The organism is Bradyrhizobium murdochi (assembly GCF_000472965.1).
Classification (GTDB): domain Bacteria; phylum Pseudomonadota; class Alphaproteobacteria; order Rhizobiales; family Xanthobacteraceae; genus Bradyrhizobium; species Bradyrhizobium murdochi.
Genome location: NZ_AXAU01000001.1, coordinates 647922 through 665697, shown reverse-complemented (window position 1 = coordinate 665697; position 17776 = coordinate 647922). Strand labels below are relative to the sequence as shown.

General features: G+C 62.6%; 15 protein-coding genes. 5 read left to right on the top strand and 10 right to left on the bottom strand.

Annotated features, from left to right (window positions below; translation table 11 throughout):
* Positions 1-95 precede the first annotated feature (95 nt).
* From YUO_RS0103385 to YUO_RS44490, 5 genes are all read right to left on the bottom strand, one after another.
* A complete protein-coding gene (locus YUO_RS0103385; RefSeq protein ID WP_028346029.1) occupies positions 96-1691 on the bottom strand; it encodes a sulfite reductase subunit alpha in 1596 nt (531 codons plus the stop codon).
* On the bottom strand, positions 1688-3484 hold the full coding sequence (locus YUO_RS0103380; RefSeq protein WP_028346028.1) for a NirA family protein: 1797 nt from the start codon (positions 3482-3484) through the stop codon (positions 1688-1690). Before YUO_RS0103380 ends, YUO_RS0103385 begins: the two co-directional genes overlap by 4 nt.
* 351 nt (positions 3485-3835) lie before the next feature.
* Positions 3836-5002, bottom strand: a complete 1167-nt coding sequence (locus YUO_RS0103375; protein WP_028346027.1) for a CmpA/NrtA family ABC transporter substrate-binding protein — start codon at positions 5000-5002, stop codon at positions 3836-3838.
* Positions 4999-5589: an ANTAR domain-containing response regulator gene (locus tag YUO_RS0103370; protein WP_028346026.1), complete on the bottom strand. Its 591-nt coding sequence runs from the start codon at positions 5587-5589 to the stop codon at positions 4999-5001. Before YUO_RS0103370 ends, YUO_RS0103375 begins: the two co-directional genes overlap by 4 nt.
* A gap of 247 nt (positions 5590-5836) precedes the next feature.
* Positions 5837-6397, bottom strand: a complete 561-nt coding sequence (locus YUO_RS44490; protein WP_083754443.1) for an Imm21 family immunity protein — start codon at positions 6395-6397, stop codon at positions 5837-5839.
* Between the two features lie 186 nt (positions 6398-6583).
* Here YUO_RS44490 and rimO point away from each other — a divergent pair, with 186 nt between their 5' ends.
* Together rimO and YUO_RS0103355 are read left to right on the top strand one after the other, a co-directional pair.
* A complete protein-coding gene (rimO, locus tag YUO_RS0103360) occupies positions 6584-7903 on the top strand; it encodes a 30S ribosomal protein S12 methylthiotransferase RimO (protein ID WP_028346025.1) in 1320 nt (439 codons plus the stop codon).
* A 244-nt stretch (positions 7904-8147) separates the two neighbouring features.
* Positions 8148-9344 (top strand): acetylornithine transaminase, encoded by a 1197-nt coding sequence (locus YUO_RS0103355; RefSeq protein WP_028346024.1) that lies wholly within the window; start codon positions 8148-8150, stop codon positions 9342-9344.
* Positions 9345-9465: 121 nt separating this feature from the next.
* Here YUO_RS0103355 and YUO_RS0103350 read toward each other — a convergent pair whose 3' ends face one another.
* The 3 genes from YUO_RS0103350 to pcsA form a co-directional block, all read right to left on the bottom strand.
* Positions 9466-10440 (bottom strand): quinone oxidoreductase family protein, encoded by a 975-nt coding sequence (locus tag YUO_RS0103350; protein WP_028346023.1) that lies wholly within the window; start codon positions 10438-10440, stop codon positions 9466-9468.
* Between the two features lie 72 nt (positions 10441-10512).
* Positions 10513-11250, bottom strand: coding sequence for a TerC family protein (locus tag YUO_RS0103345; protein WP_028346022.1), 738 nt, complete (start codon positions 11248-11250; stop codon positions 10513-10515).
* Positions 11247-11981: a phosphatidylcholine synthase gene (gene pcsA / locus YUO_RS0103340; RefSeq protein ID WP_028346021.1), complete on the bottom strand. Its 735-nt coding sequence runs from the start codon at positions 11979-11981 to the stop codon at positions 11247-11249. Before pcsA ends, YUO_RS0103345 begins: the two co-directional genes overlap by 4 nt.
* Before the next feature lie 136 nt (positions 11982-12117).
* Between pcsA and YUO_RS0103335 the strand changes: the two genes are divergently transcribed.
* Complete coding sequence (locus YUO_RS0103335) at positions 12118-13308, top strand: UbiH/UbiF family hydroxylase (RefSeq protein ID WP_028346020.1); 1191 nt, start codon at positions 12118-12120, stop codon at positions 13306-13308.
* 80 nt (positions 13309-13388) lie between these two features.
* Here YUO_RS0103335 and YUO_RS0103330 read toward each other — a convergent pair whose 3' ends face one another.
* A complete protein-coding gene (locus YUO_RS0103330) occupies positions 13389-14342 on the bottom strand; it encodes an AEC family transporter (protein WP_028346019.1) in 954 nt (317 codons plus the stop codon).
* Between the two features lie 124 nt (positions 14343-14466).
* Here YUO_RS0103330 and hspQ point away from each other — a divergent pair, with 124 nt between their 5' ends.
* Positions 14467-14799, top strand: a complete 333-nt coding sequence (hspQ, locus tag YUO_RS0103325; protein ID WP_028346018.1) for a heat shock protein HspQ — start codon at positions 14467-14469, stop codon at positions 14797-14799.
* A 69-nt stretch (positions 14800-14868) separates the two neighbouring features.
* On the opposite strand, the gene YUO_RS0103320 is transcribed toward hspQ, so the two are convergent.
* Positions 14869-15684 carry an invasion associated locus B family protein gene (locus tag YUO_RS0103320; protein ID WP_028346017.1) on the bottom strand — a complete coding sequence of 272 codons (816 nt, stop codon included), beginning with the start codon at positions 15682-15684 and terminating at the stop codon, positions 14869-14871.
* Between the two features lie 261 nt (positions 15685-15945).
* Here YUO_RS0103320 and YUO_RS0103315 point away from each other — a divergent pair, with 261 nt between their 5' ends.
* Positions 15946-17772, top strand: a complete 1827-nt coding sequence (locus YUO_RS0103315; protein ID WP_028346016.1) for an extracellular solute-binding protein — start codon at positions 15946-15948, stop codon at positions 17770-17772.
* The last annotated feature ends 4 nt before the right edge of the window (positions 17773-17776 follow it).

The following is a 17776-nucleotide window of genomic DNA, read 5'->3' as shown; positions in this document are numbered from 1 at the left end:
CGCTCCGGTGCGCTCCATTTCGAGGGGAAATTTCCCTTCGTTCCGACCAGAGCGAGAATTTTATTCGGCGGATTTGTGTGGAGTTGGAACCCGAATTAGTAAACGTCCTGCTGGAACCGGCCCTTTTTCTTGAGTTCCCCGACGAAGCTGACGGCCTCGTCGGTGGTTCGGGCGCCGAATTGGGCGACGATGTCGACCAGCGCGCGCTCGACGTCCTTGGCCATCCGCTTGGCATCGCCGCAGATGTAGACATGGGCGCCTTCGGCAAGCCAGGTCCATACCTCGCGCCCGACCTCGCGCATGCGGTCCTGCACGTAGAACTTCTTGTTGCCATCGCGTGACCACGCCAGCGACAATCGCGTCAAGAGGCCCGAGGTCTTCATCGCATTGAGTTCGTCGGCATAGAAGAAATCGCAATCGCTGCGCTGATGGCCGAAGAACAGCCAGTTCTTGCCGGAAGCGCCGGTGGCGCGGCGATCGAGCAGGAAGGCGCGGAACGGCGCGATACCCGTCCCGGGGCCGACCATGATGATCGGGGTCTTCGGGTCTTGCGGCAGCGCGAAGCCATGGGCCTTCTGTACGTAGACCTTGACCTCGTCGCCGGGATTGATGCGCTCGGCAAGGAACGTCGAGGCCAAACCCAAACGACGACGCTTGTTGACCACATAGCGCACGCAGTCGACCGTGAGCGACAGCTTGCCGGGCGTCGCATTGTGCGACGACGAGATCGAATAGAGCCGCGGCTGCAATGGCTCCAGCGCTTCAACAAAGGCCTCGGGATGTGGGCGGACGCGGGAGAATTTCTGCAATACCGCCATGACATCGAGCGTTGCCGCGTCGCCATCGGGATCTTCGCCCTGCGCCAGCGCGCGGGCTTTCTCGCGTAGCGCGCCGCCGGTCAGATACGAGATCAACTCGAACAATGAATCCGGCGCAGGCGACAGCGAGACGTCGTCGCGCAATACTTCGCGCAGCGTCTTTCCCCTCACCTCCGTTGTATGTGATGCGCCAAGTAGCGCGATGATCTGGTCGACCAGGCCGATGTCGTTGCGCGCAAAGATGCCGAACGAATCGCCCACGACATAGTCGAGGCTACATCCGGAGAGGTCGAACTCGATATGCCAGGTCTCCTTCTCCGAACCCTTGCCGTTGAGCAGTCGCCGCGACAGGAATTTTGCGTTTGCGGGATTGTCCCGCGAGCGGCCGGGCTCGCCTGGAGCCGTCGGCGCAACCGCAACCGCCGCTACCGCAGGCGCCGATGACGGTGCCTTGTCGATCTCCTCATAAAGCGACTTCAGCATCCGCGCAGTTTCCTTGCCGCCGGGGACGCAGAGGTTGAGCCGCGCTTCGCTCTTGTTTGCGATCGCTTCCGAATAGTTATGGCAGTCATAGCCGCACTGGCCGCAATCCTGCTGCGCCATTGCCGCCATCATCCGCCGCCGCAACGGCCGGCCCTCTGCAAGCTTCATGCGATCGGCGATCGGCATGGTCTGGTCGTGCCACGGCGCTTCGCCGTCATCGCCATCGCCGGCCGCGCCCTGCATGACTTCAGCGCCTTGTTCGGCCGACAACGGCGTCGCATCGGACAGGAGCCCGGCAAAGAACCCGTTCAGCCAGGAGCGCTGCGCTTCGGAGAATGGCGCGTTCGAGGGAATGATCTCGACCTTGGGCGGAGGCGTGATCTGATTCATAAGGACACCTGAGCGTCAGTGACTTGGGCATCGGCCAGCTTGCGCAGTGTCTCGCCGTCATGGCGGCGCGCAAATGTCAGGAAAGTTTCATCGGGCGATGCGCGATGCGTGAGATAGGCCTTCAGCAGTTTCTCGACCGTCCTCGGCGCATCCTCGGCCTTGACGTCGCGATAGACCTCCTGCCCGACATCGGCGTCGGGACCGAAGCCGCCGCCAGTGAAGAGATGATAGCCTTCGACGGGATCGGCATCTTCGCCAACATCCACTTTCGCGGCGATCAGGCCGATATCGCTGATGTAATGCTGCGCGCAGGAATGATGGCAACCGGTGACGTGGATGTTGATCGGCGTGTCGATGCTAACGCGTGGCTCGCACCAATCGCCGATTTCGGCGGCATGGCGCTTGGTATTTGCCGCCGCAAATCGGCAGCCGGCATTGCCGGTGCAGGCAATCAGCCCGGCCCGGATTTGCGACGCCTCGACCGCAAGCCCGATCTTCTTGATCGCGGCGACCGCAAGCTCGACATTCTCGTCGCGTACGCCCGGGATCAGCAGGTTCTGCCACACCGTCAGGCGGATATCGCCGTCGCCAAGATCCTGCGCGATTTTGGCCAGCCCCCGCATCTGCTCACACGTGATCTTGCCGAGCGGCAGCGACACGCCGATCCAGTTCAGCCCCTCCTGCTTCTGCCTGTGCACGCCGATATGCGCCGTGCGATCCGAGGCAGGCCGCGGCGCAAGCGCTTCGGGCCGCACGCGGGTGAAGGGCTTGCCGAGCCGCTCCTCGACCAGCGCGTGGAATTTTTCGTGCCCCATCCCATCGAGCACATATTTCAGCCGCGCCTTGTTGCGGTTGGTGCGATCGCCGAGTTCGATGAAGATGCGCACGATGGCGTCCGCCACCCTGGTGGCATCGGCCGGCTTCACGATGATGTCGCTATACTTGGCAAAATCCTTGTGGCCCGTGATGCCGCCGATCCCTAAGCGAAACCAGATGCCGGGCTCGGCACCAAAGCCGTCCTTCACGTCGACCGCGGTGAACGCGATGTCGTTGGTGTCTTCCAGCACGGCGATCTTGCCGGCGCCGTCGAAGGCGACATTGAACTTGCGCGGCAAGCCATACAGTGAGCGATCGTTGAGGATGTGGTAGTGCCACTCGCGGGCATATTCGCGGGTGTCGATCAGTTCCTGCGGATCGATCCCCGCCGTCGGCGTGCCCGTGACGTTGCGGATGTTGTCCGCGCCGGTGCCGCGCGAACAAAGACCCAGATCCTGAATGCCCTCGATCAAAGCCACCGCGTGCTTGGGCGGAATCTCGCGCACCTGCAAGTTAGCGCGCGTGGTGACGTGGCAGAACGGCCCGCACAGCCGCTCGGCGAGATCGGCCAGTCCCGAAAACTGCCAGTGCTTCAGGATGCCGTTCGGAATCCTGAGGCGGCACATGTAGGAGTCCTGCGCCGGCGCGACGTAGAACAGACCGTAATAGCGCCAGCGGAAATTATCTGCCGGGTTCGGCGGCGCGTTGTCGAGCGCCTGCTGCTTCAGCCGGGGATAGGCATCGAACGGATGCTCCTCGCGCTTGAACTTCTCCTGATCGGCGAGCTTTTTGCCGGAAGCCGTGACCTTGTCCTGCGCCTTGATATGGACGGCATCCGGCCCCGTCGGTTCGGCATTCGCCTTTCCCGCATTGCCGAGGCCGCGCCCGACCCGGCTGATCTGCAAGCCCGCGGTGAAGCCTTCGAGGTAGCGCTTCTGCTCGTCGGTAAAGTCGACTGCGATCGGCTCGATTTTCATGCGCGACGAAGCTCCTGCGGCCACGATTGGTGGCGTCAACGAAAGGGATGGACCGCCCAGGAGATCGGCCCGGCGCAGTGCCGGGCTGTGGTTCTGGGTACGCGGTCCGACCAGCTTCGTTGCTGCGGAAATCCATCTTGGACGTAGGTCAGCAGGCATCTGCGACGAGCCGACCGCACTGCACCATACAAGTTGCGTGCCAGATGGAGACGCGGCGAATATCTTGAAATTTCAATCTGTTTCGACAAAGAACTCGAAACTATGAAGCCAGCTTCATAGATGCTTTCTGAGCATTCTGCCCAAGAGCTAGGCAATCTTTGCAATTGCCCAATATTGCTTCAATCTACTGGCTTATGGCTTCCAATGCCCAATTTTGAAGGCCGCCAGATGCCCGGCGATATCCGCGGGGTCGAACGCGGGGCCGGCAAAGGCACCGATGGCACCAGGCGCGTTGGGAGCCGCCCCCGGACGTCCCATGGCGGCGTCGTAGAGTTCGGGCCTAAAGACCGCCATGGCGGTTCGCAGCGCATCCGGCCGCATCTGTGTCTGTCCCCAGCGCACCATCTGGGCGTAAAGCCAGGCGGCCTGCGCCGGATCGGGCCGGCCCGCCCCCTCGCGCCCGACCAGCAGATAGCGGCCGCTCTCGCGCTGCTGGCCGTCCGGTGAAATCTTCAGTCGACCGTCGAGGGCGCGTTGGATCACCTCGGCGCCGACGCCGAGCCGTTCGGGCCGCGCCAGGATATGGGCGGTCTCGGCGCGGTTTCCGGGCTCCTCGATGTATTCGGCGGCGTGGGCAGCCGCCCGGATCAGCGCAGCCAGCGCGTTCGGATTCTTTTCCGACCAGCTTTGCCTGACAGCGAGAACCTTTTCGGCCGCGCGCACCAAGATATCGGAGACGAAATGCAGGATGTGGCCGACGCCGAGATCGACCGCGACCGAGTTCCAGGGCGCGCCGACGCAGAACGCATCGACATGGCCATTGGCGAGGCTGTCCACCATGTAGGGCGGCGGCAGCACCACCAGGCGAACATCCTCGTCGGGATCGACCCCGCCCGCCGCCATCCAGAACCGGAGCTGGTAGTTATGGGTGGAGAACGGAAACGTCATGCCGAACGTCAGCGGTTCCGCGCCGCTCTTGCGCCTGGCGGCAACGACGCGGGCGAGCGCCAGTGCCGTGGCCATGGGATCGAGCGGGTCGCCGTCGATCTCGCTCATGATCGCGGCGTGCAGCGCCGGCGATACCGTGATCGCGTTGCCATTGAGGCCCAGATTGAATGGCGCCACGATCGGCACCTTGACGTGGCCCAGCCCCAAGCTCGAGGCGATCGCCACCGGCGCCAGCAGATGCGCCGCGTCGAACATGCCGATATTGAGCTTGTCGCGGACGTTGGACCACGACACTTCACGCACCAGCGTGACATCGAGCCCTTCGGCGGCCGTAAAGCCCTTGTCCACGGCGATGATCAGCGCGGCCGCGTCGACGAGGGGAATGAAGCCGATATGCAGCGGTGTCGTCATTTCAGTAGCTCCGACGCGGTCAGGATCGACTGCGCGATCTCGCCGATTTTCTTCTTCTCGCGCATCGCGGTGGAGCGCATCAGCACATAGGCCTCCTCTTCGGTGAGGCCCTTCACCTTCATCAGGATTCCCTTGGCGCGGTCGATCACCTTGCGCTCCTCGAGCGCCGACTTGGTGCGGTCGAGCTCGTCCTGCAGCTTGGAGAAGGCGTTGAAGCGGGAAATGCAGAGGTCGAGGATCGGCTTGATCCGTTCTTTCTTCAGGCCGTCCACGATGTAGGCGGAAACGCCGGCATCGACGGAGGCCTGGATCGAGGCCGCATCGCTCTGGTCGACGAACATCGCGATCGGCCGCCGTACCGCGCGGCTGACCTGGAACATCTGTTCCAGAACGTCGCGGCTGGGGTTTTCCAGGTCGATCAAGATGACGTCGGGGTCGAGCGCATAGATTCGCGCCAGCAGGCTCTGCATTTCGCTGATATGGACCACGCCGGTAAAGCCCGCCTCCCGCAACCCCTCTTCCAGAATTGCGGCCCGGATCGGGCTTTCGTCGACAATAACGATTTTCGGCGACGACTCAGCGCTCATCGATCAACTCTTAACCCGGCAAAGCATCCATAGCACGTCAGACGCTGGCGCAAAGCCTTGTAATTATGGGTAATTAGGACTAGTTCGTGCCCATCAATCAGGCAGATTTAGATATGCAACAGGCCGCTGCGCCCAAAGTCAGCTTTGTTTCGCTTGGGTGCTCCTGAGACAACGAATGTAAGCTTCTTGCCGGCTATTCCCAAAAGAAGATTGCCGCCCGAAGGCGGTTGCGGTCTGGCCACGAACTCTAGCTAGCTTCGTTGGGTGGTGAACTGATCCGACAGATTTCGCGAACGACAATCGACAGCCCGGCAGAGCTGTAGTACGCGGCCTTTGCGAGGTAGCTGCCTGGCGGCAACACTAGACATTGATGATTGTCGTGCAGATCGCAGCCTCGCTCCGATGCATCGATCAGCCACATTGCACCGGATGCACCTGTCTCAAATTCAAGCCGCTCGGCGTCTGAACTTTCCAGAAGGTCTCGCATTTGTGGTGTGCGCAATGCAGGCTCGATGAGTCGTTCGTCATCAACGCCAAGCCATTGGACGAGATAGCCTCCATCACCCTGACTATTGCAGTACCATGCGATGTCGCCAACATCGCCAGATAACACAACAGCGCTGGCTTGGTGGCAGGCGATCGATCCCAGCCAAGTCGTTACTCGGCACGCACGCGCATAGTCGCTCTGGTCAGCCGGATCGCTATGATCGCGCCATCGCTCAATACCCTGCCAATGCGAGAGTTGTTCATCAGCAATCAGCAGGTGAGGACCGCCGGTTGTCGCTATCCAGTTGTGCGTTCGGATCATACGTCTAATGATACAGTATTTTCCTTTTTCTGATCGTTGGCCGGCAAATGTTCGCTCCTGTTCAGGTCGTCACGAACGAGCAAAACTTTCTCCTCGCCGGAACAGGCCAGTGGTTGAATTTTGCTATCAGATCAATTAGTTGGATCGCATATCCGAACAATTCAAATGCAGGTTCCAGGCGATTACATGGAAAGAGCGCCGCGTATTTCATTCACGTCACTCGGCTGCCCCAAAGCGCTGGTGGATTCCGAGCGCATCATCACCCGGCTGCGCGCCGAAGGCTACGAGCTGGCCCGCAAGCATGACGGCGCCGACATCGTGATCGTCAACACCTGCGGCTTCCTCGACAGCGCCAAGCAGGAATCGCTCGGCGCCATCGGCGAGGCGATGGCGGAGAACGGCAAGGTCATCGTCACCGGCTGCATGGGCGCGGAACCCGAGCAGATCGAGGCCGCCTATCCGGGCGTGCTCTCGATATCGGGCCCGCAGCAATATGAGAGCGTGCTGGAGGCCGTGCACCGGGCCCTGCCGCCTGTCCATAATCCGCACCTTGATCTGGTGCCGCCGCAGGGCGTCAAGCTGACGCCGCGCCACTACGCCTATTTGAAGATTTCCGAAGGCTGCAACAACCGCTGCAGCTTTTGCATCATCCCAAAACTGCGCGGCGACCTGGTGTCGCGTCCGGCCAATGACGTGCTGCGCGAGGCGGAAAGGCTCGTCGCAGCCGGCGTCAAGGAATTGCTGGTTATCTCGCAAGACACGTCGGCCTATGGCGTCGACGTGAAGTATTCCGAAAGCCCCTGGAAGGACCGCCAGGTCCGCGCCAAATTCTTCGACCTCGCCAAGGAACTCGGCGATCTCGGCGCCTGGGTGCGGCTGCAATATGTCTACCCCTACCCGCATGTCGACGAAGTCATCGGCCTGATGACCGAGGGCAAGATCCTGCCCTATCTCGACATCCCATTTCAGCATGCAAGCCCGGACGTCCTCAAAGCCATGAAGCGTCCCGCCGCGCAGGAAAAGACGCTGGCGCGGATCAAGAAATGGCGCGAGGAATGTCCTGAGCTGACGCTGCGCTCGACCTTCATCGTCGGCTTCCCCGGCGAGACCGATTCCGACTTCGCCTATCTGCTCGACTGGCTGGAAGAAGCCGAGATCGATCGCCTCGGCTGCTTCAAATACGAGCCGGTCGCGGGCGCCGCCTCGAATGCGATCGGCAATGCCGTGCCTGATGAGGTGAAGCAGGAACGCTGGAGCGCACTGATGGCGCGGCAGCAGAAAATCTCCGCGCGCCGTCTCAAGCGCAAGGTCGGCACCAGACAGCAGATCATCATCGACGAAGTCGGGCCGACGGTCGCAAAGGGCCGCTCAAAGGCCGACGCGCCGCAGATCGACGGCGCCGTTTATCTTTCCAGCCGCCGCCCGCTGAAGGTCGGCGAGATCGTCACCGCGAAGATCGAGCGGTCGGATCAGTATGACCTGCACGGCAGCGTCGCGGGATTCTGAACACCGGACGCGGCTTGACATGGCGCACCGTTCGGCTGTATGGGCCATCGCCATGAAGCTGAACCGGACCAACCGCCGCGCCTGCCTGCGTCGTCGCTCCCGCGACGATGATGGGTCGCGCCGTGTCCGACGACAACGCTGATTAGCTAGTTTCAGCCAAGTTTTCGAGAAGGCCGCACCCTCAAAAGTGCGGCCTTCTTGCGTTTCGGCCTGCCCCTTCCCCCAACCCCCTAAGGAGATCGACATGACCCATGCTGCCCATCCGTTCGACGCGCTGATGAACATCACCGCCCGCCCGCAGGCCGTGTTCGTTCGCGGCGAAGGCGCGTATCTCTGGGATGACGCCGGCAAGCGGTACCTCGATTTCATGCAGGGATGGGCCGTCAACTGCCTCGGCCATTCGCCGCCGATCGTCGCCGCAGCGCTTGCCGCGCAGGCAAAACTGCTGCTGACACCAAGCCCCGCGTTCTACAACGGTCCCAGCCTGAAGCTCGCGCAGGCACTTCGCGAGAAGAGCTGCTTCGATCAGGTGTTCTTCGCCAATTCGGGCGCGGAGGTCAATGAAGGCGCCATCAAGCTCGCGCGCAAATACGGCACGAAATACAAGAACGGCGCGTTCGAAATCATCACCTTCGAAGGCGGATTTCACGGCCGCACGCTCGCGACCATGTCGGCATCGGGCAAGAAGGCGTTCGAGCCACTGTTCGAGCCAAAGGTATCAGGCTTCCGCAAAGCCAAACTCAACGATCTCGATTCAGTAAAGGCGCTGATCTCCGACAACACGGTCGCCGTGATGCTGGAGCCGATCCAGGGCGAAGCCGGCGTCTGGCCTGCAACCGATCAATTCCTCAAAGAGCTGCGCGCGCTGACCAAGGAGCACGGCCTGCTGCTGATCGTCGACGAGATCCAGACCGGCATGGGCCGAACCGGAAAGCTCTTCCACTATGAGCATGCCGGCATCGAGCCCGACATCATGACACTCGGCAAGGGCATCGGCGGCGGCGTGCCGCTGGCTGCCCTGCTCGCGACTGAGCAAGCTTCCTGCTTCGAGCATGGCGACCAGGGCGGCACGTTCAACGGCAATCCGTTGATGTGCGCTGCGGGGCTTGCGGTGCTTGAGGAGGTTTCGAAGCCGGAATTTCTGAAAGCGGCTGCGGATGCCGGCCTGTTCCTGGAAAGCGAGCTGCAGAAACTGTCCGCGCGTCACGGGCTCGGCGAAGTCCGGGGCCGCGGGCTGTTGCTGGCGCTCGATCTGAAGCTGCCGATCGGCGCGTCGATCGTAGCGGAAGCGCTCGCGGACGGCGTCCTCATCAACTCGCCGCAGCCCGATGCGCTCCGCTTCATGCCCGCCCTCAACGTCACGCGCGAGGAGATATCGCTGATGATCGATTGCCTCGATGCGATTTTGGTCAAGGCAGGTGCGGCAAGGCGGGTGGCATGACTCTTTCGATCGTCGTTCCGGGGCACGCGAAGCGTGAACCCGGAACCTCGAGATTCTCAGGGGCGCGAGAGCGCCCCATAGTTCGATGCTGCGCATCGCGCCCCGGAATGACGGAAAGACTTTACGGCCTCAGAATCGCCGCCCCTGTCGTCGCCCGGCTCTCCAGCTCGGTATGCGCCTTGGCGGCATCCTTCAGCGCATAGGCGTGGTTGATCGGCACGTGGAGCTTGCCGTTGATGACGGCGGCAAACAGCGTGTCGGCACCTTCGAGCAATTCCTTGCGGGTGCTGACATAGTCATTGAGCTTCGGCCGGGTGGCAAACAGCGAGCCGTGATTGTTGAGCTCGGCGAGCGGGAACGGCGGCACCGGGCCGGAGGCGTTGCCGAAGCTGACGAACAGGCCGCGGGGCCGCAAGCACGACAGCGAGCCCGGGAAGGTGGTTTTGCCGACGCCGTCATAGACGACGTCGCAGAGCTCATTGCGGCTGATCTGCTTCACGCGTGCGACGAAGTCCTCCTCGTTATAGAGGATGACGTGATCGCAGCCATTGGCGAGCGCGAGATCGGCCTTGGCCTTGGAGCCGACTGTGCCGATCACATGCGCGCCGAGCGCCTTCGCCCACTGGCAGGCCAGAAGGCCGATGCCACCGGCGGCGGCATGGATCAGCACGCGATGGCCGGGTTCGACCTTGAAGGTCTTGTGCAGGAGGTACCAGACCGTCAGCCCCTTCAGCATCAGGACGGCGCCCTGCTCATAGGTGATGTGGTCGGGCAGCTTGACCAGCTTGTCGGCCGGAATCACCCGCTCGCTGGCGTAGCCGCCGAGCGTGAAATAATAGGCCACGCGGTCGCCGGGATGAAAATTGGTAACGCCCGGGCCCACGGCCAGGACCTCGCCCGCGGCCTCATTGCCGGCAATGAACGGCAGCCCCGGCGCCTTGTAGAGGCCGGTGCGGAAATAGACGTCGATGAAGTTCAACCCGACGGCATGCTGACGGATGCGAACCTCACCCGGTCCCGGTGCCGGGACCTCGACGTCCTCATACACCAGGGCCTCCGGTCCGCCCACCTTGTGCACACGCACGGCCTTGGTCATGACAGTCTCTCCCTCGGTATTTGTTCAAGCGCCCGACTTGAGTGCGCAACGAAAGCCATCGCCGCCCGCTTGTCAACTGACCGGCCGTCTGGCGGCCTTCTTGCGGTTGCGCCTGGCGAGCACATTGAACAGTTCGACCGCGGCCGCGAACAACATGGCAAAATAGATGTAGCCGCGCGGGATATGGAAGTGGAATCCGTCCGCTACCAGCGCCACGCCGATCAGCACCAGGAATGCCAATGCCAGCATCTTGGTGGTCGGGTGATTGGCCACGAACCGGGCCACCGGACCCGACGAGACGTACATGACGACGCATGCGATCACGACGGCGGCGATCATGATCTCCAGATCCTGCGCCATACCGATCGCGGTGATGATCGAGTCCAGGGAGAACACGATGTCGATAATGATAATCTGGACGATCACCCAGAAGAATGCGCTGGCCCTGGGTTCGGCATCGACCTCGCCATCGCTCGCTTCGACCTCGCCATGAATTTCATGCGTCGCCTTCGCGATCAGGAAGGCTCCGCCGGCAATCAGGATGATGTCCCGCCAGGACAGTTCGACATTTCTTATCGTGATGACAGGCTCCGTCAGGCCGATCAGCCACACCATCACGCTGAGCAGCACGATGCGGAACACCAGCGCCAGCAGCAAGCCGATTTGACGCGCGCGTTTGGCCTGCGCCGGCGGGATGCGCGAGACGAGCACGGAGATGAAAATGACGTTGTCGATGCCGAGCACGATTTCCAGCGCCGTCAATGTCAACAGCGCCGCCCAGGCTTCCGGGCTGGTCAATAATTCCATCATGCCTTGAACGACTTGATTAGCCGGATCACGGCGTCACTTCCTATGACGTAAGCCGCAATGGCGCACAGCGCGGCGACGATGGGAGTGCCCACGTCGAAATCGCGGATCAGCGTATAGATCGCCAGCGCGGCTCCAATAGCCATCAGCCACAGGGTCAGCCAGCGTAGCCGCACCACCCGGATCGGATGCAGCACATGAAACGGGGCGAATGTGAGCGCGATCAGGATTGCGATTCCGAGAGTGGAGAGTGCCGGCGGCAGGTGCAGCAAGAACAAATAAAACGCCGCCGCGTTCCACAGCGCCGGAAAGCCGCGGAAGTGGTTGTCGGACGCCTTCATGCGCCGGTCGGCGAAATAGAGCGCACCGGAAACCATAATGCCGATCCCGAGCAGCGGCGCCGCCACCGGCAGCAGCATCCCGCTCGCGGTGATGGCATAGGCCGGAACGAAGACGTAGGTCACGAAATCGACGACGAGATCGAGCACGTCGCCCGACCAGTTCGGCTGCAGCCGCACAACGTCCAGCTTTCGCGCCAGCGGCCCGTCGATGGCATCGATGATCAAGGCGACGCCGAGCCAGCCGAACATACTGGCCCAATGTTCGCGAACGGCCTCGAGCATCGCCAGCAGCGCGACGCCCGCGCCCAGTGCCGTGAAAATGTGTACGGCGAATGCGGCGGTTCGCATTCGGATGGTCGTGGGGGCGGAATCTGGCTCTGTGGTCTGGTCCATTGGCTCGGCAGTGCTATCAGGAATCGCTGCTATTTGCATATCGGCGCTTTTGCGGCGTTCCGCCGCGCGATTGAGCGGAAACATTTCGGCCGGTTGATGGCTTGAAAATGCCAGCCCGAGCGTCAATTGTCTCGATATGAATGACGCATCTCAAGTTTATGACGCTGCCGTGATCGGCGGCGGGCCGGCGGGCCTGACGGCAGCCGTCGCGCTGGCCGCTACCGGTGCGAGAACCGCCCTGCTCGCCCGTCGTGCCCCCTATGCCGACAACCGCACCACGGCGCTGTTGGGGGCTTCCACCGAGTTGCTCGAACGTCTCGAGGTCTGGCCGCGCTGCCGGGACAAGGCGGCCGCCTTGCGGATCATGCGCCTTGTCGACGACACCGACCGGCTGATCCGCGCGCCCGAGGTGCGGTTTTCCTCGGACGAGATCGGTCTCGAACAGTTCGGCTACAACATCGACAACCGATCGTTAATGGTTGCCCTCGAAGAGCGCGCCGCTGAACTTTCCAATTTGACTCGATTTGACGATGAGGCCGCCGCGATCGACCCGCAGGACGCGATCGTCGCCATCCGTGCCGGTAAGGGCGAGCAACTTTCTGCGCGGCTCGTGATCGGCGCAGACGGGCGGCAATCACCGTCCCGCGAGGCGGCCGGTATCAAGACCAGCCGCCGCGACCTTCATCAGTCGGCGCTGACCTTCAACATCTCCCATTCTCGACCGCACAACGGCATCTCCACCGAGTTTCACACCGCCCAGGGTCCATGCGTATTCGTGCCCCTGCCCGGCAACCGCTGCAGCGTGGTGTGGGTTTCGGAAACCAGAGAAGCGGAGCGGCTGATCTCGCTTGGTGACGAGGAATTGTCGGAAGCCACGGAAAGACAGTCGCACTCCATTCTCGGCCGCGTCCAGGTGGAAGCCGGGCGCAACCTGTTTCCGCTGACGATCGAGCGTCCCGAACAGTTCGCCAGCCATCGTGTCGCGCTGGTCGGCGAATCCGCCCACGTGGTGCCGCCGATCGGCGCCCAAGGCCTCAACATGGGATTGCGCGATGCGGCCGATATCGCCGATATCGCCGGCAATGCGATCTCGCGCGGCGAGGATCCGGGGTCGCTGGCCGTGCTGGCGCGCTATCAATCCGCGCGCCGTGCCGACGTCGCTAGCCGGCTGATCGCGATCGATGTCGCCAACCGTTCATTGCTTAGCGATTTCCTGCCCATGCAATCGCTGCGCGCTGTCGGCATGCACCTCCTCGGCTCGTTCGGCCCGCTGCGGCGGCTTGCGATGCGCGAGGGGCTGGCGCCGACCTGGAAGCGCGTGAGCTAGCCCCGGACGCCAGCGTGAGGGCTGCGAACCTAGCCCCACTCTACTTTGCATGGGGTTGTTTTCGCGATTTTGTGTCACGCTTACGGAAACGCCAGCCGCCCGCTCTGGATGAACCACATCACGCTGGTCAGCGTGACTACGGAGGCAAAGGTTCCGATCAGGACGGCGACCGACGCCGGCTCGATCCAGGTGTTGTTTTGCCGGGCCATCACGAACACGTTCAGCGCCGGCGGCAGCGCGGCCATCAGTACCGCGGTCGCGGCCCAGGGCTGCGCGAACGGGCCGAACAGCAGCATCAGCCCGAACACGATGAGCGGATGGATCAGGAGCTTGATCGCGATCACGCCCGGCACTTCCCAGGGTACCCGATCAAACGGCCGCAGTGCCACGGTCACGCCCAGCACAAACAGCGCCGTCGGTGCCGCCGCGTTCTGGAGAAATAGCAAGGTTCTGTCGACGGCGACCGGCACTTGAATGTGCAACGCCGCGACAAGCGCCCCGGCGGCGGCCGACATGATCAGCGGATTGAGCACGATCTGCCGCGCGGCGACGCCAATGGCGTACAGGAACGACGGATGCTTGCGATCGCTCAGCGCCATCAGCAGCGGTACGATCGTGAACAGAAAAATGCTGTCGCAGCAGAAGATCAACGCGGTCGGCGCGGCTGCCTTGGCTCCGAGCACCGCCAGCGCCAGCCCGGGGCCCATATAGCCGATATTGCCGTAAGCGCCGGCTAGACCCGCCATCGTCGCCTTGCGCAGCGACAGTTCGCCGATGATGCGGCCTGCCACCATGGCAAGCACGAAGGCGCTCACGGTTGCCAGCGTGGTTGCGATCAGAAATGGCGGGTTGTTCAGTTCGGAAAATGGCGTCTCCGACATGATGCGGAATAGCAAGGCCGGCAGCGAGACGTAGAGCAGAAAGAAGTTCATCCAGGCGAGGCCCGATTCCGGCAGCCTTCGGGTCTTGCCGCAGGCAAAGCCGATGAAGATCAGGCCAAAATAGGGAAGCGCGAGGTTGAGGATATCGACCATCTCGTCAAGCGTCTTTTCGTCAGTGATTTTGGGGAGATGGCGCCGGATATGGCCACCACGCGTAAAGGTTAATTCGTCCTATTGCCCCTAGCATCGGCCACAATCATGGTCTATTCGACGGGACATGATCAAAGCGCGCACCGCCAAGTTTCAGATCGGGCAGATCGTCCGCCACCGGGTGTTTTCATTCCGTGGCGTGATTTTCGATATCGATCCGGAATTCAACAATACCGAGGAATGGTGGTTGTCGATCCCCGAAGAGGTTCGGCCTGACAAGGATCAGCCGTTCTATCACCTGCTCGCGGAAAACTCGGAGTCCGAATACGTCGCCTACGTCTCCGAGCAAAATCTGCTGCCGGACGATTCCGGCGAGCCGATCCGGCACTCGCAGGTGGCCGAGATCTTCGTGAAGGACAAGTCCGGCGGCTACCGCCCGCGCAACCCGTCGCTCAACTAGCATTCTTCTTCCGGCAACGAAAAAGGCGCCCTGGTCGGGCGCCTTTTGTTTTGTCGAATGGCGCGGCTGTTACTTCGCCGCCGGATTTGCAGTGGCGCCCGGCTGGGTGCCCTCCAGCTTCTTGCGCTGCTCCTCAGCACGCTTCTGCAGCTCTTCCTGAAGCTTCTTCTGGTTTTCCTCGAACTGCTTCGGATCGGTCGGCGGACCGTCAAAGGCCTTGGCGAATTCACCGGCGAGCGGCAGCGGCAGCGTCAGCGGCGCACCGTTGGAATTGATCGCCTGAACAACCAGATTCTGGCCCTTCTTCAAGTTGGCGATCAGCTCGGGGGTTGCTTCGTAGTCTGACATGCAGCCGTTCTGGAAGCAGATCACATACGGGCCCTGCTGCGGCGGATTGTTATCAACGATGATCCGGGTTCCGTGCACGAGCTGCATGCCGAGCGGCAAGGTCACGCGCAGGAGCTTCTTCGGCTCGCCTTCCGGCTCGATGATGACGGCGGCGATGACGGGTTGGCCCGACTCGATGCGGCCGTCCTTGCCAGTGAAGCAAACCTGCTTGGCGCCGGCTTCCTGACCCTTGAGGCAGAACTTGGTCCAGGGCGCGTAGATTAGCTGGACCTGCTGCTCCTGGGGCGGGGCGGCGCCGGGAGCGCCAGCCGGAGGGGCTTGTGCCGCTGGAGCGCCGGCGGGACCCTTGGGGGCAGCCTTCGGAGGCGCTTTCGGAGCGGCAGGCGCCGGGGCAGCCTTCGGGGCCCCGGGCGCTGGCGCGGGCTGCTGAGCTTGCGCGCCCGACGCAATCAACGTTGCCGACAATGCCGAGGCCGCCAACAGGGCCAAGATCTGCCCACGCGGCCGAATCGACGCGGCGAAGATACGGAAATTCATTGCGGAAAACCCTTTCTGAACCGGAGCGCCCGAAACCGCTACAGGCACCGACACCAACCCGCGCTGGGGCGGCTGTCTCGTTGGCAATTGAGGCGGATACGTGACCGGCGTTCCCGCGGTCATCAACTGCCCGCCTTCAATACAGCGGCAGACGAAAAGATCAATGCCGACAAGCATCTTTGGCGTTCCCCGCAGGCCGAGGCCGAAGCCTATGGTAAAGCTTTCTTCGTGCGCAATTTCGAATCAGATCGCTGCCCGCCTATGATCCGCTCCGGTCGTATCCGCCTGCGTGTGCTCGCCGGCATTGCCCTGGCGCTGGCTGTGACGCCGCTTGGGCCGGTCCACGAAACCAGAGCAGCCGAAAGCCACGCGCTGGCGATGCACGGCGCGCCCGCTCTTCCCGCCGGTTTCACGCATATGCCCTACGCCAATCCCGAAGCGCCGAAGGGCGGACGGCTGGTCTGGGGCGCCTTGGGAACCTTCGACAGCCTCAACCCCATGATCGTCCGAGGCCTCGCGGTTCCGCAGATCAGGAGCTTTGTGGTCGAGAGCCTGATGGCGCGCGGCAATGACGAGGCTTTCACGCTCTATGGCTTGCTGGCCAAAACCGTCGAAACCGACGACGCGCGCAGCTACGTCACGTTCCACCTCGACCCGAGGGCGCGCTTCGCCGACGGCGAGCCGGTCACGGCAGAGGACGTCCTGTTTTCGTGGGCCTTGCTGCGCGACAAGGGGCGCCCCAACCACCGCCAGTATTATTCCAAAGTCGTAAAGGCCGAAGCACCCGATCCGCTCACCGTGCGGTTCGATTTCGGCGGCGGCAACGACCGCGAACTGCCGCTGATCCTCGGGCTGATGCCCGTCTTGCCGCGGCATGCGGTCGATCCGGCAACGTTCGAGGAAACCACGATGACCGCACCGGTCGGTTCCGGGCCCTATCGCGTCACCGCCGTCAAGCCGGGGGCCAGCGTCACGCTGACCCGCAATCCCGACTATTGGGGCCGCGACCTGCCGGTGAATCGTGGATTGTGGAACTTCGACGAGATCAGGCTCGACTTCTATCGCGAGGCCAACGGCCAGTTCGAGGCATTCAAGCGTGGCCTCTATGACTTTCGCGCCGAGCACGAGCCGCTGCGCTGGCATGACGGCTACGATTTTCCGGCCGCCCGCAACGGCGAAGTGATCCGCGACACCATCAAGACCGGAATGCCGCAGCCCTCGGAATTCCTGGTGTTCAACACGCGGCGTCCGGTGTTTTCAGACATCCGCGTGCGGCAGGCCCTGACGCTGCTGTTCGATTTCGAGTGGATCAACCGCAATTACTTTTTCGGATTCTATGCACGCGCGGCGGGCTTCTTCGCAGGGTCCGAACTATCCGCCTACGCCCGACCGGCCGACGAGCGCGAACGCGAACTCTTGAAGCCGTTCGCCGCACGGATCCGGCCGGATATTCTCGATGGCACGTACCGCCTGCCCGTCACCGACGGATCGGGCCGCGATCGAACAACGCTGCGCCAGGCGCTGAGCTTGCTGTCGGAAGCCGGCTACGATCTCGATGGAGCCGTGCTGCGGCAGCGTTCGTCCAGGACGCCGCTCACCTTCGAAATCCTGGTGACGACGCGCGACCAGGAGCGGATTGCGCTTTCCTATCAGCGCGACCTCAAGCGCGCCGGCATCGAGGCCAGCGTCCGCGTCGTCGACCCCGTGCAGTTCGACCAGCGCCGGCTGGGCTACGAGTTCGACATGCTACAGAACCGCTGGGACCAGTCGCTATCCCCCGGCAACGAGCAGTCCTTCTACTTTGGCAGCCAAGCCGCCGACATTCCCGGCACCCGGAATTACATGGGGGCCAAGGAGCCCGCGATCGACGCCATGATCGCTGCCCTGCTCGAGGCGCGCGAACGTCCGCCTTTCGTCTCCGCGGTGCGGGCGCTCGACCGCGTCCTGATGTCGGGCTTCTACGCAATTCCAGTGTTTAACATGCAGGAGCAATGGATTGCGCGGTGGAATCGGATAGAACAACCTACAGCGACCGCGTTGACGGGCTATCTGCCGGAAACCTGGTGGCAGAAGCCGGAAATGAAGTGAACTC

Bases quoted from the DNA above. Each gene is read 5' to 3' on its own strand.
- YUO_RS0103385 (WP_028346029.1), bottom strand. From the start codon at position 1,691: ATGAATCAGATCACGCCTCCGCCCAAGGTCGAGATCATTCCCTCGAAC.
- YUO_RS0103380 (WP_028346028.1), bottom strand. From the start codon at position 3,484: ATGAAAATCGAGCCGATCGCAGTCGACTTTACCGACGAGCAGAAGCGC.
- YUO_RS0103375 (WP_028346027.1), bottom strand. From the start codon at position 5,002: ATGACGACACCGCTGCATATCGGCTTCATTCCCCTCGTCGACGCGGCC.
- YUO_RS0103370 (WP_028346026.1), bottom strand. From the start codon at position 5,589: ATGAGCGCTGAGTCGTCGCCGAAAATCGTTATTGTCGACGAAAGCCCG.
- YUO_RS44490 (WP_083754443.1), bottom strand. From the start codon at position 6,397: ATGATCCGAACGCACAACTGGATAGCGACAACCGGCGGTCCTCACCTG.
- rimO (WP_028346025.1), top strand. From the start codon at position 6,584: ATGGAAAGAGCGCCGCGTATTTCATTCACGTCACTCGGCTGCCCCAAA.
- YUO_RS0103355 (WP_028346024.1), top strand. From the start codon at position 8,148: ATGACCCATGCTGCCCATCCGTTCGACGCGCTGATGAACATCACCGCC.
- YUO_RS0103350 (WP_028346023.1), bottom strand. From the start codon at position 10,440: ATGACCAAGGCCGTGCGTGTGCACAAGGTGGGCGGACCGGAGGCCCTG.
- YUO_RS0103345 (WP_028346022.1), bottom strand. From the start codon at position 11,250: ATGATGGAATTATTGACCAGCCCGGAAGCCTGGGCGGCGCTGTTGACA.
- pcsA (WP_028346021.1), bottom strand. From the start codon at position 11,981: ATGGACCAGACCACAGAGCCAGATTCCGCCCCCACGACCATCCGAATG.
- YUO_RS0103335 (WP_028346020.1), top strand. From the start codon at position 12,118: ATGAATGACGCATCTCAAGTTTATGACGCTGCCGTGATCGGCGGCGGG.
- YUO_RS0103330 (WP_028346019.1), bottom strand. From the start codon at position 14,342: ATGGTCGATATCCTCAACCTCGCGCTTCCCTATTTTGGCCTGATCTTC.
- hspQ (WP_028346018.1), top strand. From the start codon at position 14,467: ATGATCAAAGCGCGCACCGCCAAGTTTCAGATCGGGCAGATCGTCCGC.
- YUO_RS0103320 (WP_028346017.1), bottom strand. From the start codon at position 15,684: ATGAATTTCCGTATCTTCGCCGCGTCGATTCGGCCGCGTGGGCAGATC.
- YUO_RS0103315 (WP_028346016.1), top strand. From the start codon at position 15,946: ATGATCCGCTCCGGTCGTATCCGCCTGCGTGTGCTCGCCGGCATTGCC.